General features: G+C 68.2%; 22 protein-coding genes and 1 tRNA gene. 1 reads left to right on the top strand and 22 read right to left on the bottom strand.

Annotation, left to right across the window (positions count from 1 at the left end; all coding sequences use genetic code 11):
• Positions 1-5: 5 nt before the first annotated feature.
• From alr to rnr, 8 genes are all read right to left on the bottom strand, one after another.
• Positions 6-1,115, bottom strand: a complete 1,110-nt coding sequence (gene alr / locus D103_RS0112990) for an alanine racemase (RefSeq protein ID WP_018877087.1) — start codon at positions 1,113-1,115, stop codon at positions 6-8.
• An 8-nt stretch (positions 1,116-1,123) separates the two neighbouring features.
• Complete coding sequence (gene dnaB, locus D103_RS0112985) at positions 1,124-2,488, bottom strand: replicative DNA helicase (RefSeq protein ID WP_018867241.1); 1,365 nt, start codon at positions 2,486-2,488, stop codon at positions 1,124-1,126.
• A 79-nt stretch (positions 2,489-2,567) separates the two neighbouring features.
• Positions 2,568-3,017 (bottom strand): 50S ribosomal protein L9, encoded by a 450-nt coding sequence (gene rplI / locus D103_RS0112980; RefSeq protein WP_018867240.1) that lies wholly within the window; start codon positions 3,015-3,017, stop codon positions 2,568-2,570.
• 67 nt (positions 3,018-3,084) lie between these two features.
• Positions 3,085-4,020: a hypothetical protein gene (locus D103_RS0112975; protein WP_018877086.1), complete on the bottom strand. Its 936-nt coding sequence runs from the start codon at positions 4,018-4,020 to the stop codon at positions 3,085-3,087.
• Between the two features lie 31 nt (positions 4,021-4,051).
• Entirely contained in the window at positions 4,052-4,276 is a 225-nt protein-coding gene (gene rpsR / locus D103_RS0112970; RefSeq protein ID WP_018867238.1) for a 30S ribosomal protein S18, read from the bottom strand.
• A gap of 42 nt (positions 4,277-4,318) precedes the next feature.
• On the bottom strand, positions 4,319-4,723 hold the full coding sequence (rpsF, locus tag D103_RS0112965; RefSeq protein WP_018867237.1) for a 30S ribosomal protein S6: 405 nt from the start codon (positions 4,721-4,723) through the stop codon (positions 4,319-4,321).
• 149 nt (positions 4,724-4,872) lie between these two features.
• The gene (rlmB, locus tag D103_RS0112960) at positions 4,873-5,640 is read right to left on the bottom strand and encodes a 23S rRNA (guanosine(2251)-2'-O)-methyltransferase RlmB (protein ID WP_018877085.1); all 768 of its coding nucleotides are present in this window, start codon (positions 5,638-5,640) and stop codon (positions 4,873-4,875) included.
• Between the two features lie 103 nt (positions 5,641-5,743).
• Entirely contained in the window at positions 5,744-8,395 is a 2,652-nt protein-coding gene (gene rnr, locus D103_RS0112955; protein WP_018877084.1) for a ribonuclease R, read from the bottom strand.
• A 378-nt stretch (positions 8,396-8,773) separates the two neighbouring features.
• On the opposite strand from rnr, the gene D103_RS0112950 reads away from it, so the two are divergent.
• Positions 8,774-8,860: transfer RNA gene (locus tag D103_RS0112950), tRNA-Leu, on the top strand.
• A 262-nt stretch (positions 8,861-9,122) separates the two neighbouring features.
• Here D103_RS0112950 and D103_RS0112945 read toward each other — a convergent pair.
• The 14 genes from D103_RS0112945 to D103_RS0112880 all read right to left on the bottom strand — a co-directional run bounded on the left by D103_RS0112945 (position 9,123) and on the right by D103_RS0112880 (position 22,291).
• Positions 9,123-10,424, bottom strand: coding sequence for an adenylosuccinate synthase (locus D103_RS0112945; RefSeq protein WP_018877083.1), 1,302 nt, complete (start codon positions 10,422-10,424; stop codon positions 9,123-9,125).
• On the bottom strand, positions 10,424-11,608 hold the full coding sequence (locus D103_RS0112940) for an ATP phosphoribosyltransferase regulatory subunit (RefSeq protein ID WP_018877082.1): 1,185 nt from the start codon (positions 11,606-11,608) through the stop codon (positions 10,424-10,426). The genes D103_RS0112945 and D103_RS0112940 overlap by 1 nt, the downstream gene beginning before the upstream one ends.
• 132 nt (positions 11,609-11,740) lie before the next feature.
• Entirely contained in the window at positions 11,741-12,625 is an 885-nt protein-coding gene (hflC, locus tag D103_RS0112935; RefSeq protein ID WP_018867232.1) for a protease modulator HflC, read from the bottom strand.
• Positions 12,625-13,845, bottom strand: a complete 1,221-nt coding sequence (hflK, locus tag D103_RS0112930; protein WP_018877081.1) for an FtsH protease activity modulator HflK — start codon at positions 13,843-13,845, stop codon at positions 12,625-12,627. The genes hflC and hflK overlap by 1 nt, the downstream gene beginning before the upstream one ends.
• A 126-nt stretch (positions 13,846-13,971) precedes the next feature.
• Complete coding sequence (acpS, locus tag D103_RS0112925) at positions 13,972-14,352, bottom strand: holo-ACP synthase (RefSeq protein ID WP_018867230.1); 381 nt, start codon at positions 14,350-14,352, stop codon at positions 13,972-13,974.
• 5 nt (positions 14,353-14,357) lie between these two features.
• Positions 14,358-15,125 carry a pyridoxine 5'-phosphate synthase gene (gene pdxJ, locus D103_RS0112920; protein ID WP_018877080.1) on the bottom strand — a complete coding sequence of 256 codons (768 nt, stop codon included), beginning with the start codon at positions 15,123-15,125 and terminating at the stop codon, positions 14,358-14,360.
• A gap of 35 nt (positions 15,126-15,160) precedes the next feature.
• Positions 15,161-15,820: a DNA repair protein RecO gene (locus D103_RS0112915; RefSeq protein ID WP_018867228.1), complete on the bottom strand. Its 660-nt coding sequence runs from the start codon at positions 15,818-15,820 to the stop codon at positions 15,161-15,163.
• 16 nt (positions 15,821-15,836) lie between these two features.
• On the bottom strand, positions 15,837-16,760 hold the full coding sequence (gene era / locus D103_RS0112910) for a GTPase Era (protein WP_018877079.1): 924 nt from the start codon (positions 16,758-16,760) through the stop codon (positions 15,837-15,839).
• Positions 16,757-17,434, bottom strand: coding sequence for a ribonuclease III (gene rnc, locus D103_RS0112905; protein WP_018867226.1), 678 nt, complete (start codon positions 17,432-17,434; stop codon positions 16,757-16,759). Before rnc ends, era begins: the two co-directional genes overlap by 4 nt.
• 43 nt (positions 17,435-17,477) lie before the next feature.
• A complete protein-coding gene (locus D103_RS0112900; RefSeq protein ID WP_018867225.1) occupies positions 17,478-17,834 on the bottom strand; it encodes a DUF4845 domain-containing protein in 357 nt (118 codons plus the stop codon).
• 63 nt (positions 17,835-17,897) lie between these two features.
• Positions 17,898-18,668: a signal peptidase I gene (lepB, locus tag D103_RS0112895; RefSeq protein WP_018877078.1), complete on the bottom strand. Its 771-nt coding sequence runs from the start codon at positions 18,666-18,668 to the stop codon at positions 17,898-17,900.
• A 67-nt stretch (positions 18,669-18,735) separates the two neighbouring features.
• Positions 18,736-20,544: a translation elongation factor 4 gene (gene lepA, locus D103_RS0112890; protein WP_018867223.1), complete on the bottom strand. Its 1,809-nt coding sequence runs from the start codon at positions 20,542-20,544 to the stop codon at positions 18,736-18,738.
• On the bottom strand, positions 20,541-20,780 hold the full coding sequence (locus D103_RS0112885) for a glutaredoxin family protein (RefSeq protein WP_017940958.1): 240 nt from the start codon (positions 20,778-20,780) through the stop codon (positions 20,541-20,543). The genes lepA and D103_RS0112885 overlap by 4 nt, the downstream gene beginning before the upstream one ends.
• An 86-nt stretch (positions 20,781-20,866) precedes the next feature.
• Positions 20,867-22,291, bottom strand: coding sequence for a DegQ family serine endoprotease (locus D103_RS0112880; RefSeq protein WP_018877077.1), 1,425 nt, complete (start codon positions 22,289-22,291; stop codon positions 20,867-20,869).
• Between the last annotated feature and the right edge of the window lie 58 nt (positions 22,292-22,349).

Raw genomic sequence — 22,349 nt, 5'->3', positions numbered from 1 at the left:
CGGGCTCAGTGCGCCGGCTGCAGGCGATCCGCCACGCGGGTCAACAGCTCGTAGCTGATGGTGCCAGCCGCGCGCGCGACCCGCTCCACCGGGAGCCCCTCGCCCCACAGTGTCACCTGGTCGCCAACCTGCGCGGCAGGCACCTCGGTCAGATCCACCGCCAGCATGTCCATGGAGACGCGCCCGATCAGCGGGCAGATCCGGTCACCGACCCGCACCGGCGTGCCCGACGGGGCATGACGCGGATAGCCGTCGGCATAGCCCATCGCGACGATCCCGGCGCGACCCGGTCGATCGGCCGTCCAGGTGGCGCCATAACCCACGCGGCTGCCCGGCTCCAGCTGCTGGGTCGCGATGACCGGGGCCTGCACCGTCATCGCCGGGCGCAGCTCGCCCTCAGGTCCTTCGGGCGGACGATCCTCCGGCGCGGAGGCCGGGTGTGCCCCGTAGAGCATGATGCCGGGCCGCGCCCAGTAGTCGCCGGGCGCGGCCCCCTCACCGCCCGAGCCCCAGCCGGCGAACAATGCAGCGGAGTTAGCCACGCTGCGGTATCCCGGCCACGCCCCGACGGCGCCGGCAAAGCATTCCAGTTGGTGAGTATTCTGCGGGTGGCCGGGCGTGTCGGCGCAGGCCAGGTGTGTCATCCAGTGCAGCCCCTGCTGCCCGTGCCCGGCGGCCTGGAGGCGCATCGCCACCTCGCCCGCCTGGCGCGGCTCGAAGCCCAGGCGGTTCATGCCGGTGTTCAGCTTGACCCAGACCTCGGGGAGGCGGATGCCAGAGGCATCCAGATGATCGAGCTGAGCCGGGTCATGCAGGACCGGCTGCAGGGCGAACTCGGCACAGGCGCGTGCGTCGCTGGCATCGTGCGGACCCTGCAGGACCAGCACCGGACCGTCGAAGCCGGCCGCGCGCAGCGCCCGGGCCTCGCCGACCTGGGAGACGGCGAGCCCGTCGCTGGCCGCCGCCAGGGCCTCGGCGGCCCATATCAGCCCATGGCCGTAGCCCTCGGCCTTGATCACCGACCACATCGGGACACCGGGCGCCAGGCGTCGCGCCACGGCCAGATTGTGCCGCAGGGCCTCGGGGTCGAGCTGGATGGTCGCCGCTCGCTTCACGTCCCGGGTCAGGCCTCGTGGCCGATCTCGCCGTAGACGTCGGGGGCATAGTTCTCGAAACGGGTGAACTGCCCGCGGAAGGTCAGGCGCACGGTGCCGATGGGGCCGTTACGCTGCTTGGCGATGATGATCTCCGCCGTGCCCTTGTCCGGCGACTCGTCGTTGTAGACCTCGTCGCGATAAACGAAGGCGATGATATCCGCGTCCTGCTCGATGGCCCCGGACTCGCGCAGATCGGACATCACCGGGCGCTTGTTCGGGCGCTGTTCCAGCGAGCGGTTGAGCTGCGACAACGCGATCATCGGGACACTCAGTTCCTTCGCCAGGGCCTTCAGACCGCGCGAGATCTCGGAGATCTCGTGGGCCCGGCTCTCGCCACTGCCGGGAAACTGCATCAACTGCAGGTAGTCGACGACGATCAGACCCAGCCCCTTGTGTTCGCGCATCAGGCGGCGGGTGCGCGCCCGCAGTTCGGTGGGCGACAGCGCCGGTGTGTCGTCGATGAACAGGGGCGCCTCGGAGAGCATCTGCACCGCGCTGGTCAGACGCGGCCAGTCGCCGTCCTCCAGGCGCCCGGAGCGCAGCTTCTGCTGGTTGATCCGGCCCATGGAGGACAGCAGGCGCATGGCCAGCTGCTCGCCGGGCATCTCCATGGAGAAGATCGCGACCGGCTCGGAGTTCTTCATCGCCACGTACTCGGCGATGTTCATCGCGAACGAGGTCTTGCCCATGGACGGACGCCCGGCGACGATCACCAGATCGCCCGGGTTCAGCCCGGAGGTCAGGGCATCCAGATCCTGATAGCCGGTGGCAACCCCGGTAATCGGGTTCTGGCTTTCGTAGAGATACTCGATCTGGTCGACCGCCGCGGTCAGCAGCGGCTTCATCCCGCGAAAGCCCTGGGCCCCGCGCGCGCCCTGCTCGGCGATGCGGAACACCTTCTGCTCCGCCACGTCCAGCAATTCCTTGGAGTCGCGGCCCTCGGGGGTATAGGCCGAATCGGCGATCTCGGTGCCCACCGAGATCAGCGACCGCAGGATGGAGCGCTCGCGGACGATATCGGCGTAGGCCACGATGTTCGCGGCACTGGGGGTTTCCGCTGCCAGGCGGCCGAGATAGGCCATGCCCCCCGCAGATTCCAGCTCCGCGGTGCGGTCCAGCTGCTCCGACACGGTGACCATGTCGAACGGGGCATTGCGATCCGCCAGCGTGGACACCGCCCGGAAGATCAGGCGGTGGTCGTGGCGATAGAAGTCTTCTGCGGTAATGCGGTCCGCCACCCGGTCCCAGGCGGCGTTATCCAGCATCAGGCCTCCGAGGACTGCCTGTTCGGCCTCCTCGGAATGCGGGGGGACCCGCGGATTCGGGGTCATGGGCGAGTTCATGCGACGAACCCGCCCACCTGCCGGGTATCAGCGACCCGGTGGGGCCACCCTCCCGACATCCGACGGATCACTCTTCGCCGATCACAACGACGCGAATGTCCACATCCACGTCCGAGTGCAGGTGCAGCCCGACCTCGAATTCGCCGGCGGTACGCAGCGGGCCTTCCGGCATGCGCACTTCCTTCTTCTCGACTTCGGTGCCCTTGGCGCTCAGCGCGTCGGCGATGTCCGCCGGGCCGATGGAGCCGAACAGCTTGCCTTCGCCACCGGCCTTCGCGGTGATCTCGAGCACGGTGCCGTCCAGCTTTTCCTTGCGCGCCTCGGCGGCGGCGAGGGCCTCGGCGGCGGCCTTCTCCAGTTCGGCGCGACGCGCCTCGAACTCGGCGATGTTCTCGGCGGTGGCGAACGTGGCCTTGCCCTGCGGCAGCAGATAGTTCCGCGCGAAACCGGGACGCACGTTGACACGGTCACCCAGGGTGCCGAGGTTATCGATCTTTTCCAGCAGAATGACTTCCATCTTTGTATTCCTGTAACGTTTGATCAGCGCCCGAAGGCACGCATTCTACACCGGTCTCGGACCGGTCTCACGGATTGTTGTCGCCGTCCTGCCCACCCGATGCGGAGCCGGGGCCCAGCCGCGAGCGGATGTCCGCCCAGGCGTCGATGACGCCGATGGTGGCGAGCAGCAGGAACATCTGCGGCATCGCCAGCGCCAGCAGGACGTACATCCCCACCAGCCAGAAGCTGCTCATGCCCTGACGGAAGGTCAGCGCGTGCATCAGCGCGATCCCCTGCAGGAAGAACAGCACCGCGAGGATGAACGCCAGTTCGGTCGCCAGCGGCACCGGACCCAGATGGCCGATCCCCGCCAGCAGCAGCGTGGCAGCGCTTGTGGCGCGCCCGAACTGCAGTGCCCGAAACTCCTCGCCGAACGCCCCCGGGTTGTACAGCAGCGCCTGCCAGTAGCGACCCAGGAGCACCGAGAGCGTGAGGCTCAGCAGCAGGATCCCGGCAAACAGCCCGGTCAGGTACGGGGCGGCGCGGCGCAACGCCGCCTCGAGTTCCTGCGGACCGGTCTCGCTACCTTCGACCAGGGGCCCCAGCAGTCTCATCCCGGCCTCGGCCCAGGTGGACTCGAGGTCCGGGACGAGCATATGGACGGCCAGCACCCCGAACCCGGCGACCCCGGCGGCGGCCTGCAGCGTGCTGCGCCACGAGACGGTCCGTCGCAGCAGCTCCGCCAGCAGCGCCACCGGCGCCCATTGCACCACCCCGGCCACCACCCCCGCGAACAGCGGGGCCTCGGGCATCAGGGCAAACATTGCGACCCCGAGCACGAGCGCGGACAGCGCGATCACCAGCAGTGCCTGCCCGAGGCCAATGCGCAGCCCGACCAGGGCGACCAGCGCGCTGCCAAGCAGCGCCACCGGCGGCAGAAACAGCCCCGCCACACCAAAACCGGAGACCGCGCCCACGGCGCGGCCCCGGCTCTTCATCGCGAATTCGGCCAGTGCGCGCATGGCGACGGCCCCCGGCGAACCGGTACGAGACTTAGTGGTTGTCGCTGTACGGCAGCAGGGCGAGGAAGCGCGCGCGCTTCACGGCGGTGGCCAGCTGACGCTGGTACTTCGCGCTGGTGCCGGTGACGCGGCTAGGCACGATCTTGCCGGTCTCGGTAATAAAACCCTTGAGCAGGTTCAGGTCCTTGTAATCGATGTAATCGATGCCTTCGGCGGTGAACTTGCAGTACTTGCGGCGACGCGGAAAACGGGCCATCTCAACTCTCCTTCAAAAATTCGGTCAACGAACGGGCGGGACTTATTCGGCAGCGGCCGAATCATCGGAGGCGGACTCGCCGCCCTCGTCGTCACGCTCGCGGCGACGGCCCTTGGAGCCTTCCTCTTCCTGGCCCTTGGCCAGCGGGGAGGTCTCGGTCACTGCCTCTTCCATGCGCATCGCAAGGTGGCGCAGCACGGCATCGTTGAACCGGAAGGCGCTGGCGAGCTCTTCCATCGCCTCTTCCGAGGCCTCGATGTTCATGAGCACGTAGTGGGCCTTCACCAGCTTCTGGATCGGGTAGGCCAGCTGACGGCGGCCCCAGTCTTCCAAGCGATGGATCTTGCCTTCGTGGCCTTCGACCAGGCCCTTGTAGCGCTCGATCATCGCCGGGACCTGCTCGCTCTGGTCCGGGTGGACCAGGAATACAACTTCGTAGTGACGCATCGGGAACTCCTTGCGGGTATCAGCCTCCCGTCCACGCGGTGAGGCAAGGGTTCGACCCCGCGGGCGCGCCCGCGGGGCAGAAAGGCGCGATACGATAACCGAAGCGGGCGACAACAACAAGCGACGAGCAGGCCAGGCGGCCGACGCCCTCAGTCCGGCGCGCCGGCCTGGCGCTGGCGCACCGCCTCGAACAGGGTCACCCCGGTGGCCACGGAGACGTTGAGGCTCTCCACCGTCCCGTGCATGGGCAAGGCGGCCAGGTGGTCGCAGGCCTCCCGGGTGAGCCGGCGCAGGCCCTCGCCCTCGGCCCCCATCACGATCGCGGTCGGCGGGCGCAGGTCCAGCGCGTAGAGGCTTTCCCCGGCCTCGCCCGCGAGGCCGACGGTCCACATACCGGCCTGCTTGAGCGAGGCGAGCGTCCGCGCGAGATTTCCGACCGTTACCACCGGCACGGTTTCGGCCGCGCCCGAGGCCACCTTGATGGCCGCCGGGGTCAGGGCGGCGCTGTGGTGGCGCGGCATGATCACCGCGCCGGCCCCCGCCGCATCGGCGGTGCGGAGGCAGGCGCCGAGGTTGTGGGGGTCGGTCACCCCGTCGAGAATCAGCACGAGGTCCAGACCATCGCGCACCCGCTGGATCAGGGTCTTTTCATCCACCACCGGACGCGGGGTGCAGTGCACGATCACGCCCTGGTGCTGGAACCCCGGATGCTGCTGATCCAGGCGCTCGCGGCCCACCCGCTCCACCGCGAGACCGCAGGCGCGGGCACGATGCAGCAGGCGCTCCAGCGCGGGCTCGACGGGGTCGGTCGCGAGCTGCAGGCGCTTCACCCGTTCCGGGGCAAGCTCCAGTACCGCCGCCACCGCATGAATACCGCCGAAGGTCTCCGCGCGGCTACCCTTGCCACCCTTGCTCACCGCCTCCCTCCACGGGACACAACCGGCGGCGAACCCGCCGCGCGCTTGCGCGGGGATGCCGCGCCTCGCGATGGATGGCCCTGCGCACTCACCGGGCGCTACCTCAGGACGAGGAGGGACGCCGGCGCCGGCTGCGGCGACGGCCGGAACCTGCGGGCTTCTTGCCCGCCCCCTGGGCTTGCGGCTCCGACTCGACGATGGTGTTGCCGTCCTTGTCGGCCTCCGGTCGCGGCGGCGGGACCGCCTCGTTGCCGGGTTCCGGGGCATCGGGAATACCCTCGTCAGGGTCGGACACCGGGGCCGCCTCGTTCCCCGGCTCGGGGGCCGGGTCCGGGGTCGTGTCACCGGAGGCCGAACCACGGCGGCGACCGCCGCGACGGCGACGCTTCTGCTTCGGTGCCGGGGCCTCGTCGTCGGCGGCGGGTGCCTGCGGCTCGGCCGGAGCCGGGTCCGCCGCAGCTTCGGCCGGCTGGGTCTCGTCCGCCGGGGTGGCGGCCGGGGCGGTCTCGGCATCCTTGCGGCGCTTGCTGCGGCGGCTGCGCTTCTTCGGTGGCGCGTCCGTCGGCTTCGGCTTGCCCGGTTCCCCGGCCAGCGCGAGGTCGATCTTGCGATCATCCAGACTCACCCGGGCCACCTGCACCTGCAGTTCGTCCCCAATACGGAACACCCGTCCGCCGCGCTCGCCGGTCAGGGTGTGACGGGTCGGGTCGAAGTGGTAGAAGTCATTGTCCAGGCTGGTCACGTGGACCAGGCCCTCGATGTAGACATCCTTGATCTCGACGAACAGGCCGAACCCGGTTACGCCGGAGACCACGCCGGTGAAGGTCTCCCCGACCTTGTCCTGCATGTACTCGGCCTTCAGCCAGGCCTCGGCATCGCGGGTGGCATCGTCGGCGCGCCGCTCCGCCATCGAGCAGTGCTCGCCCAGCGATTCCATGTCGCTGTGCGAATACGGGAACGCCTTGCCACTGCCCTTGCGCAGCACATGACGAATGCCACGATGCACCAGCAGGTCGGGATAGCGCCGGATCGGCGAGGTAAAGTGCGCGTAGTCGTCCAGCGCCAGACCAAAGTGCCCGTCCAGTTCCGGGGCGTACACCGCCTGGCTCAGCGAGCGCAGCAGCACCGTCTGGATCAGCTGCTGGTCCGAGCGCTGGCGGGCGGCCTTCAGCACGGCGGTGTAGTCGGCCGGTGTGGGTTCGGCCCCGCCGCCCAGGCTCAGGCCCGCGCCATTCAGGAACTCGCGCAGCTCCTCGACCTTCTCCGCCGGTGGCTGGTCGTGGATACGATAAAGCGCCGGCACCTTGTGCTTCTTCAGGAACCGCGCCGCCGCGACGTTCGCCATGATCATGCATTCCTCGACCAGGCGATGGGCATCGTTGCGCTCGGTCGGGACGATCTGCTCGATCTTGCGGTCCTCGCCGAAGACGATCTTGGTCTCGGTGGTGTCGAAGTCGATCGCGCCGCGGCGATTGCGGGCTGCGTGCAGGGACTTGAAGACCTTGTGCAGGGTCTCCAGATGCGGCATCACATGGGCGTTCTGCTCGCGCAGGGCCGTGTCGCCGTCGAGCATCGCCGCAACATCGTCGTAGATCAGACGCGCGTGCGAGCGGATCAGGCCCTCGTGGAAGCGATAGCTCTTCAGTGCCCCGCGCGCGCCGATCTCCATCTCGCAGACCATGCTCAACCGATCCACCTTCGGGTTCAGCGAGCACAGGCCGTTGGACAGGGCCTCCGGCAGCATCGGGATCACGTTGTCGGGGAAGTACACCGAGGTGCCGCGGGTGCGGGCCTCGCGGTCCAGGGCCGCATCGCGCTCGACATAATGGGACACGTCGGCGATCGCGACCCACAGGCGCCAGCCCTTGCCCTCCGGCTCGCAGTACAGGGCGTCGTCGAAGTCGCGGGCATCACTGCCATCGATGGTGACAAACGGCTTCTCGCGCAGATCCAGACGGCCCTTCTTGTCCTTCTCGGCGACCTCGGCACCCAGTGCGTCGGCGGCGGCCGTGACCTCGTCCGGCCACTCGTGCGGCAGGCCATGGGCACGGATCGCGATGTCGATCTCCATGCCCGGGGCCATGTGTTCGCCCAGGACCTCCAGCACATCGCCCTTCAGGCGCGCGGTGCGCGAGGCGGATTCGCGGATACGCACCACCACGATCTGGTCGTCCTGCGCCTCGCCCAGGCCGTCCGGCGGCACCAGGATGTCGTGGGTAATCCGCTTGTTGTCCGGGGTCAGGACACCGACCCCGTCCTCGATCTTCAGGCGCCCGACCACCTGGGTGGTGTTGCGCTCGAGGACCTCCACGATCCCGCCTTCACGGCGGCCGCGGCGATCCACGCCCATGACCCGGGCCAGCGCCCGGTCGCCATGGAATACGCCGCGCATCTGCTTGGGCGACAGGAACAGATCGTCGTCCTGCTCGTCCGGCACCAGGAAGCCGAAGCCGTCCGGATGCCCGATCACACGGCCGCGGATCAGATCTTCCTGGTTGACCGGCAGATAGGCCCCTCGGCGATTGCAAAGGGCCTGGCCGTCGCGCTCCATCGCCTTCAGGCGGCGGCGCAGGGCCTCGAGACGATCGTCATCGTCGATCTGCAGCCGCTCCGCGATCTCGTCGTAGGACAGCGGGTTGTCGGCTTCCTGCAGGAGCCCGAGGATGAACTCGCGGCTGGGGATGGGGTTGTCGTACTTCTGCGCCTCGCGCTCGAAGTTGGGATCGGCGGGGGTCTTGCGACGTTGTCTTGGCATTCAGTGAACTCTGTGGATGTTGCAATGGGCAGCCCTTCGCCGGGAACCGGCCGGGCGCGCAAGGGAAACGCTGATTCAGGTGCCCGCTCCCGCTCGAGCCGCTTTCCAGCGTGCGATCAAGGCGCGGTGAGTGCAGTGTAGCGGAGCGATACCAGCGGACCGCAACACCAGCGGGTACATGAATCGGCGCTTCCCGAAGCGCCCATTATGAGGCATGCAGAATTTTGTTGCGCAGCGCGGCTTCGCGCCGGCCCGCCGGCGCCCGTCCCGGACGGCGAATTTCGGCCCCCGGGGCGTTGACAGCCTCGCGGGCGCGCACTATATTGCGCGCTCCTGAAGCGCAGGACACTCGGTTTTCACCGCTGTGTCGTCCCTCGTGCCGAGGTGGCGGAATTGGTAGACGCGCTAGCTTCAGGTGCTAGTGGGGGTAACCCCGTGGAGGTTCAAGTCCTCTCCTCGGCACCATTTTTCTGCTTCAACACACTCCCTGAACCACCCCGTAACGCGCGGCATCCACATGGATGGCGTGGATTTTTTCGTGGGCGCTGCCTTCGCGGGCGCGGCCCGTGGAGCATTCACCCGGGCCATTCGCATGCCACATAGGCAAACCTCGACGCCGCTTCATACACACGCGTCATGCGCACCCGCGTGCACAGGCACCGGACCCCCGGGCCGGGGCATCACCGAAGCCCGCGCTTGCTGACGCCCCGACCGTCCGGGCGGGATATCAGCTGTCGAACGGGTCGCGCAGCACCAGGGTTTCGTCGCGATCCGGGCCGGTGGAGACCATATCCACCGGGACCCCGACGACCTCGCTCAGCCGCTCCAGATAGGCGCGCGCATTCGCCGGCAGCTTCGCGTACTCGCGGATCCCGACCGTGGACTCCGCCCAGCCCGGCATCTCTTCGTAGATCGGGGTGCAGGCCGCATAGGCCTCGGCCCCGGAGGGCGGCACCTCGCGGCGCTCGCCACCACAGTCATAGCCGACACAGATCTGCACACTCTCCAGCCCGTCCAGCACATCCAGCTTGGTCATGCACAGGCCGCTGATCGTGTTCACCTGGACCGCCCGCTTCAGCGCGACCGCGTCAAACCAGCCGCAGCGCCGCGCACGCCCGGTGGTCGAGCCGAATTCGTTGCCCTGGCGCGCAAGGTGCTCGCCCATGTTGTCGAACAGCTCGGTGGGGAACGGCCCCGCCCCCACGCGCGTGGTATAGGCCTTGGTAATCCCCAGCACGTAGTCGATGTCCCGCGGGCCCACCCCGGAGCCGGTGGAGGCGCCCCCCGCGGTGGTGTTCGACGAGGTCACAAACGGATACGTGCCGTGGTCGATGTCCAGCAGCGTGCCCTGGGCGCCCTCGAACATCACGTCCTTGCCCTGCTCGCGCAGCGCGTGCAGCCGCCCGGCCACGTCCGTGACCATCGGCTGCAGTCGTTCGGCGTGCGCCAGGCACTGCTCCAGCACTTCCTGCTGATCGACGGTCGGCGCCTTGAAGTAGTGCTTCAGCGCAAAGTTGTGATAGTCCATCACCTCGCCCAGCTTGGCCGCCAGGCGTTCGCGGTGGAACAGGTCGTCCAGACGCAGGCCGCGACGCGCCACCTTGTCCTCGTAGGCCGGCCCGATGCCGCGCCCGGTCGTCCCGATGGCCGCCTTGCCGCGTGCCTTCTCGCGCGCATGGTCCAGTGCCACGTGGTAGGGCAGGATCAGCTGGCAGGCATCCGACAGACGCAGGCGGTCGGCGACCGGCACCCCCTTGGCCTCCAGCTCCTCCATCTCCGTGATCAGGGCCTCGGGCGAGAGCACCACCCCGTTGCCGATCATGCATTCCACGCCTTCGCGCAGAATGCCGGACGGAATCAGGTGCAGAACGGTCTTCTCGCCGCCGATCACCAGGGTATGGCCGGCATTGTGCCCGCCCTGGAACCGAACCACCGCGGCCGCATCCTCGGTCAGACGATCGACGATCTTGCCCTTGCCCTCGTCCCCCCACTGGCTGCCCAGCACGACTACAAAACGTCCCATCGTCATCAATGCTCCACTACCGTCCATTCGCCGTCGCGCTGCTCCAGACGCGCGCCGGCGGGTGATTCATTGTCCTGGCCATCCAGCTCGCGCACCACGCGCACCCCGCGTGCGCGCAGGTCCGCGATCGCGGCCTCCAGCGCCGCATCGCCGCTGGCCGGCGCACGCACGCTTTCCCGGGCCGGGGCCGCCACCCCGCCTTCGCGACGCACGAAGGCGCGCAGATCGGTACTGAACCCGGTCGCCGCCCGCGCCCGGCCGAATACCCGCCCAATGTCGTTATACCGCCCCCCACGGGCGATGGCCTGTCCGGAACCCGGGACGAAAGCGGCGAACACCAGCCCCGTGTGATAGGCGTAGCCGCGCAGTTCCGCAAGGTCCAGGTGCAGGTCCAGCCCCGGCTCGCCCGCCTCGAGGCGCGCGACCACGGCCTGCAGGTGATCCAGCGCCGTCTGAACCTCCGTCGGTGCGCCGTCCAGGGCCCGGCGGGCCTCGTCCAGTACCGTGGCGTCCCCGTTGAGATCAACCAGCGCCCGCAGGCGCGCGCAGGCGACCGGGTCCATGCCGGAGGCCTGCCAGGCCGCCAGGGTCTCGTCGATCTCGGGCACGCTCTTGCGCTGGAGCTGGTCAAAGAAGTCCTGCTCCTGGCTCTCGTCGAGGCCGGCGTCGCGCGCCAGGGCGCGATAGATCCCGACATGGCCGAGATCCATGCTCGGGCGGTCCACGCCGCAGACGGTCAGGGTGGCCAGCATCAGACGGATGATCTCGAGATCGCTGTCGATCCCGTCGTGGCCAAACAACTCGGCACCCGCCTGCAAGGGACTGCGCGAGCCGGACCATTCGTCCGCGCGGGTACGCAGGGCGGTACCCACGTAGCACAGGCGATTCGGCCCCTGCACCCGCAGGCGATGCGCGTCGATACGTGCCACCTGCGGGGTCAGGTCCGCGCGCACACCCATCATGCGCCCGGTGAGCTGATCGGTGAGCTTGAAGGTCTGCAGATCAAGGGCATGCCCGGCCCCGGTCAGGAGGGATTCCAGATACTCGGCCAGGGGCGGCATCACGAGGTCGTAGCCCCAGGTGTCGAACTGGTCCAGCACGCGGCGCCGGAGCGCCTCGAGACGCCGCGCGGCATCCGGCAGGGCCTCCTCCAGGCCGTCCGGCAGCAACCAGCGGTTGATATCGGTCATGTCATCCCTGTCCTTGTCCTGTCATCCACCACGCCCGGCCCGCCGTCCGGCAAAAGTCGGGCCCGGATACTTCCGGGCCCGTTGCAAACGGCGACCTTCGGGGCGGCCGCAGCCACCCGGTTTCCGCCCCGCTCAGCGGGGCGGCAGCGGCGCCGGACGTTCGCCCCCGGGGGCATTGAAGTACTGGAAGAACTCGGAGTTCGGTTCCAGGATGAAGGTGCTGTTCTCGCCGCTCATGCTGTTGCGGTAGGCAATCAGGCTGCGATAGAAGCGGAAGAAGTCCTGGTCCTCGCCGAACGAACGCCCGAGGGTCTCCGTCGCCCGGGCGTCACCGGCACCGCGGATCTCCTCGGAGTCGCGATAGGCATTCGCCAGGATCACCGTGCGTTCGCGGTCGGCCCGCGAGCGGATGCGCTCGGCCTCTTCCTGGCCGCGGGCCCGGAAGTCCTGGGCCACGCGCTGACGCTCGGCCCGCATGCGCTCGTACACCGACTCGGATACCTCGTCGGGCAGATCCATGCGGCGGATGCGCACATCCACCAGATTGATACCCAGCTCCTGAGCGGTCTCCAGTGCCGTCTGACGCACTGCGCCCATGATCGTCAGGCGCTCGCCAGCGACCACATCCTGCAGTTCGAAGCGGGCGAACTCGTTACGCATCCCGTCGCGCAGGATCTGCGCCAGGCGCTCCTCGGCCAGACGCTCGTCGCCGCGCGTGGCGCGGTAGAACTGTCCGACATCGTCGATCCGCCACTTGGCGTAGAAATCGACGATGATGTTCTTCGCCTCGGAGGTCAGGAACCGATCCGGCGGGATGTTCAGCGTCATGATCCGTGCGTCGAACTTCTCGACGTTCTGGATCAGCGGGAACTTGAAGTGCAGGCCCGGGGCCGGGTCGACCTCGCGGATCTCCCCCAGGGCAAACTTGATCACTCGTTCGCGTTCGTCAACGGTGTAGGTCGACAGGGCAACGACGATACCGAGCACGACCACGGCAATACCGGCTATGCGGAGCATTAGCGCACCTCCCGCGAACGCTGGGCGGCCGGGTCGCGATCACCCAGCCGGCTGCTCGTACCCGAGCCACTGTTGAAGACACTGCGGCTGGTATCCAGCGGCCGCGGTGTCGGTGTGTCGCCGGAGCTGTTCCCGCTGCGCGCGGCGCCCTGGAACAACTGATCCAGCGGCAGCATCATCAGGTTGTTGCTGCTGCCCACGTCCAGCATCAGCTTGCGCGAATCCTCGAGCACGGCCTCGACCGCCTCCAGGTAGAGACGATCCCGGGTCACATCCGGGGCCTGCTGGTATTCGGCCAGCAACTGGTCAAAGCGCGAGGCATCACCCTCGGCCCGGGCGATCACCTGATCGCGATAGCCCTCGGCCTCCTCGATGATGCGGGCGGCCTGACCACGGGCCCGTGGGATCACGCCATTGGCGTAGGCCTCGGCCTCATTGCGGAAGCGCACCTCGTCCTCGCGGGCGCGGATCGCGTCGGCGAAGGACTCCTGCACCGGTTCCGGCGGCTGCGCCTGCTGCATGGACACGGCGGTGACGATGATGCCGGCACCGTAGGCGTCCAGATTCTCCTGCATCACCACGCGCGAGGACGAGGCGATCTCGCCACGCCCCTCGCCGAGAATGAATTCGAGGTTGTTCTTGCCGATGCGCTCGCGGATCGCCGACTCCATCACCCGGTTCACCGTGGCGTTCGGGTTGCGGACATTGAAGAGATAGTCGACCAGGTCGAGGATGCGGTACTGCACCGCGATATCAACATCGATGATGTTCTCGTCGCCGGTCAGGATCAGCGCGCGATGCTCGAGCGTCCGGACGTTGTCGACGTTCTCGATCTCGATGCGCTCGATGGGATAGGGCAGATGCCAGCCCGGCCCCGGGTTCTTCACCTGCTGGAACTCGCCGAAGCGCAGCACCACGCCGCGCTCGCCTTCCGAGATGATGTGGAAGCCGGACGCCAGCCAGACCACCAGCGCGATGATCAGGCCGAGGCTGACCAGGGCCTGGGCACCCCGGCCCATGCCGCCACTGCCGGAACCGCCCGAGCCGCCGCTGCCGCCCCCGCCGAAGATACCATTCAGCTGACGCGACAGCTTGCGCATCATCTCCTCGAGGTCGGGGGGCTGATTGCCACCCCCGCCACCGCCACCGCTACCGCGCTGGCCGCCACCACCCCCACTCCAGGGGTCGCGGTTGTTGTTTCCCGGTTCGTTCCAGGGCATTGACTGGACTCCGTCGCTCGCTCAGGGCTGGCCTGCCACGGCATCCGCGGACACCGGCAGGCATAAGGAGCCACATTCTAGGGAGCCGCCCCAACCCGGGCAACCTCGCCCGGAGGGAAAGGCGGGTTACTCGCCACCTTCGAGGACCACGAAGGCCTGGGCGTATTCGCGTTCGTCGCTGATGCTGAGATGGATCGCGCGCACACCGAGGCGGTCTGCCGTGGCCCGGGCCCGCCCGGCCAGCACGAATTCGGGGCGCCCGCGAGCGTCATGGGTCACCCCCGCCTCCGACAGCGCCATGTCGGCCCCGACCCCGCAGCCCAGCGCCTTGGCCAGCGCCTCCTTGGCGGCAAAGCGCCGGGCCAGAAACCCGGCCGGTTCATGGGATGGCAGATCGGCCTGCTCCAGCGGATGCAGGATGCGCTCGGCGAGGCGGCGGCCGTGGCGCTCCCACATGCCGCGCATGCGCGCGACCTGCACCAGATCGGTCCCGATCCCGAGGATCATCGCGCTCAGACCGGGTACTGCCCGGCCGGCAGCCCCTGGCGGGCAGCATCCATCAGCCCGCGCATGTGGCTGACCGCCTCGGGCAGGCCCGTAAACAGGGCCCGCGCGACGATCGAATGCCCGATATTGAGCTCGTGGAAAACCGGGTTGGCCGCGATCGGGCGCACGTTGTCGTAGTCCAGCCCGTGGCCGGCGTTGATCACCAGCCCCATCTCCCGGCCGGCGGCGGCAGCCTCGTTGATGCCGGCGAGCAGCCGTTCGCGTTCGACCGCGTCGCGGGCGTTGGCATAGGCACCGGTGTGCAGCTCCACCACCGGCGCGCCAATGGCCACCGCCGCCTCCAGCTGGCGCGCATCCGGCTCCACGAACAGCGAGACCTCGATCCCCGCGGCGGTCAGGGGCGCGACAAACTCGCGCAGGCGCTCCAGCTGCCCCACGGCATCCAGCCCACCCTCGGTAGTCAGCTCCTCGCGCTTCTCCGGCACGATGCAGCACGCCTCCGGGCGCAGCCTCAGGGCAATCGCCTGCATGCCCTCGGTGGCCGCCATCTCCAGGTTCATCGGGACCTTGAGCCGGGGCTTGATCCCGAAGACATCGTCGTCCTGGATATGGCGGCGGTCCTCGCGCAGGTGCAGGGTGATGGAGTCCGCGCCGCTGGCCTCGGCCAGGCGCACCGCCTGCATCAGGTCCGGATACGGCGTATGCCGCGCCTGGCGAATGGTGGCGATGTGATCGAGATTGACCCCGAGCTTGAGCGGAGCAGGATGCGACATGAGGCGGTGCCCTTGGTTGGATGCGGTCCCGAAGCCTACAGCAGACCCCGGGTGCGCAGGGGCCGACCGGCCAGGTGGATGTCGATCAGCCGGCGCATGAAGTCGCGACTGACGCGGGCATGATTATCCGGCACGTCCTCCCCGGTGGCCAGCGCCCGCAGCGCCGAACCGGGGATCGCCTCGCCCCGTCCGGCGGCCACGGGCTCCAGTCCGGCCTCCGGGTCGTAGCGATACCAGCCATCCGGGTCCAGCTCGGCCGGCTCGACATGCTCCAGCCCGGAGTCCAGCGGGGCAAGCAGGGCCCATTCGGCACGACGCAGGGCGGTATCGGCGCGTTCGCCCGCGGCCAGCCGGGCGTAGGCGGACAGCAGCGCGGGCAGGGCCTCCGGGATCGGGGCCTCGCGCGGGTACAGGCGCAGGATCAGCTCGTTCAGGTACAGCCCGCAGACCAGGGACCGTCCGGTCAGCGGGAAGACCCGCTGCTGCTCGGCGACGCTGAGGGTGGGCAACTCGCCGCGCCCGCGCCAGGCCAGATCCAGCAGCACGAACGGCTGGACAGACCCGGCCTTGCCGCGCACCACCGCCGACAGGCGGCCGCTCCCGGCGGTCAGCAGATCCAGCACGCGGCTGTTCTCGCGCAGCGGGCGGGCGTGCAGCACGACCCCCTGGGTGACCGCCGACCCCGCGCCACTCATGCCCGTCGCGGGGCCCTCATCGGGGTTCTTCGATGCCGAGTTCGCGCAGGGCCCGCGGGTTGCGGGTCCAGTCGGCCTCCACCCGCACGGTCAGACGCAGCATGACCTTGCGCTCCAGCAGTTCTTCCAGCTGGACGCGGGCCGCCTGGCCGATCCGCTTGAGGCGCTGGCCACCCTTGCCGATCACGATTCCCTTCTGGCTGTCGCGCTCGACCAGGATGACCGCGTCGATGTGTGTCGTGCGCGGCTCGTCCGACCAGTCCTCCACGCGCACCGCCACCGAGTACGGAACCTCCTGCCCCAGGTGCTCGAGCATGGATTCGCGGATCATCTCCTCGGCGCGAAAACGCTGAGGACGATCCGAGAGCTGATCGGGGTCGTACAGGAACGGGCCCTGCGGGAGGTGCGTCCGGATCTCCGCGATCAGGCCCTCCAGATTGGAGCCGGTCTTCGCCGACAGCGGCACCACGCCGGCATAGTCGAAACTCGCGGCCCGGGCCTGAATGAACGGCAGCAGCTCCTCCTTCGCGCGGAACTGGTCGACCTTGTTGATCACCAGCAGCGCCGGGCGCCCGGAATGCCGGATAGTCTCTTCGATGCGCTCGTCGCCCGGGCGGAACTGGCCGGCCTCGACGATGAAGCAGACGAGGTCGGCATCCGCCAGCGCCTGGCTGGCCGTGCGGTTGAGGACGCGGTTCACGAGCTGGGTGCGCTCGGTGTCGATGCCGGGCGTATCCATCAGCACAATCTGGTCCTGCCCCTCGGTCACGATTCCGAGGATGCGGTTGCGCGTGGTGTGGGGCCGCCGGGTCGTCGCCGCCAGCTTCTCGCCGACCAGACGGTTCATCAGCGTGGTCTTGCCCACGTTGGGCCGACCAATCAGCGCGATCAGACCACAGCGCGTGGATTCGCCCGCGGGGCGGTCATCGGTTTCGCTCATTGTTCCTGTACCTGTTGCAGGCGCTTCAGGGCGGCCTCGGCCGCGGCCTGCTCGGCGCGGCGCCGCGAGGAGCCCTGGCCGCGCTGCCCCCAGCCCTGGGTGGGCAGGTGCACCGCCACGGTGAACTGGCGCTTGTGATCGGGGCCGGCCACCTCCAGCACCTCGTAGACCGGAAGCTCCGCATTGCGGCCCTGCAGCTGTTCCTGAAGGCGGGTTTTCGGGTCCTTCAGCGACTCGGCCGACGGCAGATCCTGCAGGCGCTCGGCGTACAGCGCCAGGGTGAACTCGCGCGCGGCCTGCATGCCGGCCTCGCGATAGGTCACCCCGATCAGGGCCTCCACGGCATCCGCGAGGATGGAGTCGCGGCGCTGACCACCACTCTTGCGCTCGCCCTGGCCCAGGTTCAGCGTGCCCTCCAGTCCCGTCTCGCGCGCCAGCGCGGCCAGCGACTCGCGATTGACCAGCGCGGCACGCAGGCGGGTCAGGTCGCCCTCCGGGGCGTCCGGGAGCTGCTCGTACAGGGCGTCGGCGATCACCAGGCCCAGCACGGCATCCCCGAGGAATTCGAGACGCTCGTTGTTGCGCCCGCCGGCACTGCGGTGGGTCAGCGCCTGGCCCACACCCTCGCCATCGCGCACGGCCGGCGGCAGCAGGCTGCGAAAGTCACGACTCACGAAAACACCCCTGGAGGCATGCAACGGATCGACGCCGCCCTCCTCAAGGGGCGAGTGTCTCGCTGTTCGAGAAGCGTGCCACCACGTCCACGTTGCCGAGGAATTCGCGGCGCACCTCGTATTCCAGGTTCAGGCGGCGGCCCTCCCCGTGCTCGGTCACGCTGAAGTTGTCCTCGCCGATCCCGTCGTATACCGAATTGATCTGGAACCGGCGATTGATCTCGCGCCACAGCTCGCGCTCGCTCTTGTCGGCGGCGCCGGTCTGGGTGGCCACATCCTGCATGATCGAGCGCACGGTGAGGAACTGGGTGTACTGCGTACCCATCTTGATCACGAAGGTGCCGACCAGCAGCGCGAGGAAGATCAGCGCAAGAATCGTCACCGCGCCCGCGCCCTGCATCGAGTGTCTGGAATGTCGCATGAATACCCTGCCCCCTGGTTGCCTGCTCCCGCGGAATACGGCCTAGCGAATCGCCTGGCCGATCCGGGAAAAGTCCCGATGGCCTTCATTGTAATCCCAATGCAGCCAGATGAAGAGCGCCCGGCCCACCAGGTGTTCCTCGGCGACGAACCCCCAGACCCGGCTGTCGTTGGAGTTGTCGCGGTTGTCACCGACCATGAAGTAGTGACCGTCGGGGACCGTGACCGAACCGTCGAGGCTCGCCTGCTGCTCGCGCATCAGGGTGTTGTAGGTGCGCCCATCCAGGGTCTCCTCGAACATCGACGCGCCCGACATGACCTGCCCGGAGCCCTCGCCCTCGAAGGTTCCAACCCGCTCGGCCGGCTGCGGCTCGCCATTCACGTACAGCACACGATCGCGGAACGCGATGGTATCGCCCGGCAGACCGATGACCCGCTTGATGTAGTCCTCTTGCGGGTTGCGGGGATACTTGAACACCACGACCTCGCCACGCTCCGGCTCGCCGGTATCGAGGATCTTGGTGCGGGTGACCGGCAGGCGGATCCCGTAGGAGAACTTGCTGACCATGATGAAGTCGCCCACCAGCAGGGTGGGCATCATCGACCCGGAGGGGATGCGGAAGGGCTCGGCCACGAACGAGCGCAGGATCAGCACGATCAGCAGCACCGGGAAGAACGAACGCGAGTAGTCCACGAACCAGGGCATCGCCCGCTGGCGCTCCGGGCTGCGACGCCGCCGCAGGATCACCCAGCCCAGCCAGATCAGGCCGGTCACGGCGGTTGCCAGCACCAGGATCAGTTCGAGATTTGCCATGCCGTGTCCTCTGTTCCCGGCCCGCCGGGGAGTGCCCGACGGCCCTTCCGGGCCGCAGGCCTGATTGTCACTTCTTGTCGTCGTCCACCGACAGCACCGCCAGGAAGGCCTCCTGCGGCACATCCACCTTGCCGATCGACTTCATGCGCTTCTTGCCGGCCTTCTGTTTCTCCAGGAGCTTGCGCTTGCGGGTTACGTCGCCGCCGTAGCACTTGGCCAGCACGTTCTTGCGCATCGCCTTGACCGTGGCGCGCGCGATAATCTTGGAACCGATCGCCGCCTGGATCGCCACCTCGTACATCTGACGCGGGATGATCTTGGCCATGCGCTCGATGATCTCGCGCCCGCGCGACTCCGCATGGTCGCGATGCACGATGGCCGACAGCGAATCCACGCGGTCGCCATTGATCAGGATGTCCACGCGCACCAGCGGCGCCGCCTGGAAGCGCAGCGGCTGGTAGTCGAACGAGGCATAGCCGCGGGTCGCGGACTTCAGGCGATCGAAGAAGTCGAGCATCACCTCGGACATCGGCAGCTCGTAGGACAGCTGCACCTGGCGCCCGAGGTACTGCATCTTCGTCTGCACACCGCGCTTCTCGACACACAGAGTGATCACCGCCCCTACATACTCCTGCGGGACCAGGATATTCGCCTCGATGATCGGCTCGCGGATCTCGGCCACCTCGTTGTTCGCCGGCAGCTCGGAGGGGTTGTGCACCGAGACCACCTCGCCGTCGTTGCGCTCCACCTCGTAGACCACGGTGGGCGCGGTGGTGATCAGGTCCAGGTCGTATTCCCGCTCCAGGCGCTCCTGCACGATCTCCATGTGCAGCATGCCGAGGAAGCCGCAGCGAAAGCCGAACCCGAGCGCCTGCGAGGTCTCCGGCTCGAACGACAGCGCCGCATCGTTCAGGCGCAGCTTGTCCAGCGCCTCGCGCAGGTCGTTGAAGTCGTCCGCACTGACCGGGAACAGCCCGGCGAATACCCGCGGCTGGATCTCCTGGAAGCCCGGTACCGGCTCGTCCGCCGGGTTGTTGAAATCGGTGAAGGTGTCGCCCACCTTGGCCCCGGAGATGTCCTTGATGGTCGCGATCAGATAGCCGACCTCGCCAACCTCCAGCGTCTTGCGGTCCACCGGCTTGGGCGTGAATACGCCGACCCGGCTGACCTCGTGCGCCCGCCCCACCGACATCGCCTTGATCTTCTGGCCCGCGTAGAAGCGTCCGGCCTTGACCCGCACCAGCGCCACCACGCCCAGGTAGTTGTCGTACCAGGAGTCGATCACCAGCGCCTTGGGCGCGGCCTCGGCATCGCCCTCCGGTGGCGGGATCCGGCGCACGATCTCCTCCAGCAGCTCGGCGATGCCCTCGCCGGTCTTGGCGGAGACGCGCAGGGCATCCGTGGCCTCGATACCGATCACGTCCTCGATCTCCGCGGCCACCCGGTCTGGCTCGGCGGCGGGCAGGTCGATCTTGTTCAGCACCGGGACGACCTCGAGCCCCTGATCGATCGCGGTGTAGCAGTTGGCGACGCTCTGCGCCTCGACGCCCTGCGAGGCATCCACCACCAGCAACGCACCCTCGCAGGCGTACAGCGAGCGCGAGACCTCGTAGGAGAAATCCACATGCCCCGGGGTGTCGATGAGATTGAGCTGATAGCGCTCACCGTCCTGGGCGTCGTAGTACAGCGAGACGCTCTGCGCCTTGATGGTGATCCCGCGCTCGCGCTCCAGATCCATCGAGTCCAGCACCTGCTCGGACATCTCGCGTTCGGTCAGGCCATGACAGCCCTGGATCAGGCGGTCCGCCAGCGTGGACTTGCCGTGGTCGATATGCGCGATGATGGAGAAATTGCGGGTGAGGCGGGTTTCGGTCATGCAGGGGCCAGTTGGTCCAGCAGTGCCTTTCGGTCGAGGAAATGGCAGCAGAGAATGTCGCCGTCGACCGCAAGCACCGGGACCTTGACGTTGAAACGCGCCTGCAGCTCCGGGTCCTCGTCGATGTCGACGACCGTAAGCGCGAAAGTATAACGGCTTTTGAGGGCCATGATCTCGGCCAGCATGTCATGGCAGAGACCGCAGCTCTCGCGGTGATAAAGCGTCAGTTCGGTCATCCGCAAACGATCGGGAGGGCTGCCGCCGGGCCGACAGCCCTCCCTTGCTCCATGGCGGCCCCGGGGCGTGCGCCCCGAAGGCGGTCTCAGTCCCGCGGGATGCGCAGGGCGATGTAGGTCGGGTTGTCGCCGCGATACACCAGGACCGGCACCGTCCGCCGGTCGCCAACCTCGGCGATCTGCTGCTCCAGCGTCTCCGCCGAGTCGATGGCATGGCCGCCGAACTGCACGATCACATCGCCGGGGCGCAGGCCGGCGGAACGCGCCGGGTTGTCGACGACCTCCCGCACGACCACGCCGGCGTCCACGTCCAGCTCCGCGGCGCGTTCGGCCTCCAGCGGCTCCAGGACCATCCCCAGCAGGCTCTGCGGCTCGGTCCGCTCCGGCGTCTGCCGCTGTGGCCCGCCACGCTGGGCCGAGATGTCGTCTGGCAGGCGCTCGATCTCGACCGTGATGGTGCGGGTCTCTTCACCGCGGCGCACTTCCACCTCGGCCTCGGTGCCCACCGGCGTGCGCCCGACGATCGGCGGCAGAGCGGAGGAGTTGGGCACCTCGATGCCGTTGAACGACAGGATCACGTCACCGGTCTCGAAGCCGGCCTTCTGCGCCGGGCTGTCGGCCTGCACTCGCGCGACCAGGGCGCCAGTGGGCTTGTCCATGCCGAAGGAGTCGGCCAGCTCGCGCGTGACCTCCTGGATCAGCACGCCCAGCCAGCCGCGCGTCACCTCGCCGTGTTCCCGCAGCTGCTGCACCACGTCCTCCACCATCTCGATGGGCACGGCGAAGGACAGGCCCATGAAGCCGCCCGTGCGGCTGTAGATCTGGGCATTGATGCCAATGACCTCGCCATCCAGATTCAGAAGCGGCCCGCCCGAGTTGCCCGGATTGATCGCCACGTCGGTCTGGATGAACGGGACGTAGTTCTCGGTCGGCAGGTTGCGCCCCTTGGCGCTGACGATGCCGGCGGTGACGGAGTGATCGAAGCCGAACGGCGAACCGATCGCCAGCACCCATTCGCCGACCTTCAGGTCGGACGAAGAACCCAGCTTCAGGGTCGGCAGGTCCTCGGCGTCGATCTTCAGCAGGGCCACGTCACTCTGCGGGTCCTTGCCGACGATCTCGGCGTCGAACACGCGCCGGTCGGACAGATGGACGACGACCTCCGAGGCTCCGTCCACCACATGGTTCGCGGTGATGATGTAGCCATCCTCGGTGTAGATGAAGCCGGAACCCAGCGAGTTGCGTTCGAAGCTCTCCGGGGCGCGCTCGCCCGAGCCGCCCGGACCGCCAAAGAAACGCTCGAACAGGTCCTCGAAGGGCGTGCCCTCGAAGTCCGGCATCTGGCCGCGATGCGGATTCTCGCGCTCGCGGGTGGTGGCGATGTTCACCACCGCCGGGCTGTGTTCCTCCGCCAGCGGCACGAAGTCCGGCAGCATGCGCGCCGAGGCCGGCAGCGACAGGGCGAGAAAGGTCAGGGCCACCAGTGCCCATTGCATCGGTTTCATCATCATCTGATCCGCATTGGGAAGTCGAAGGTTCAACGCTCTAGAAAGCCGCACCCACCCGCAA

This window comes from Thioalkalivibrio sp. ALE31, from assembly GCF_000377405.1.
In the GTDB taxonomy this organism is placed as follows: Bacteria; Pseudomonadota; Gammaproteobacteria; order Ectothiorhodospirales; family Ectothiorhodospiraceae; genus Thioalkalivibrio.
Note: the sequence above shows the minus strand (reverse complement) of the source record. Positions and strands in the feature narration are given on the sequence as shown.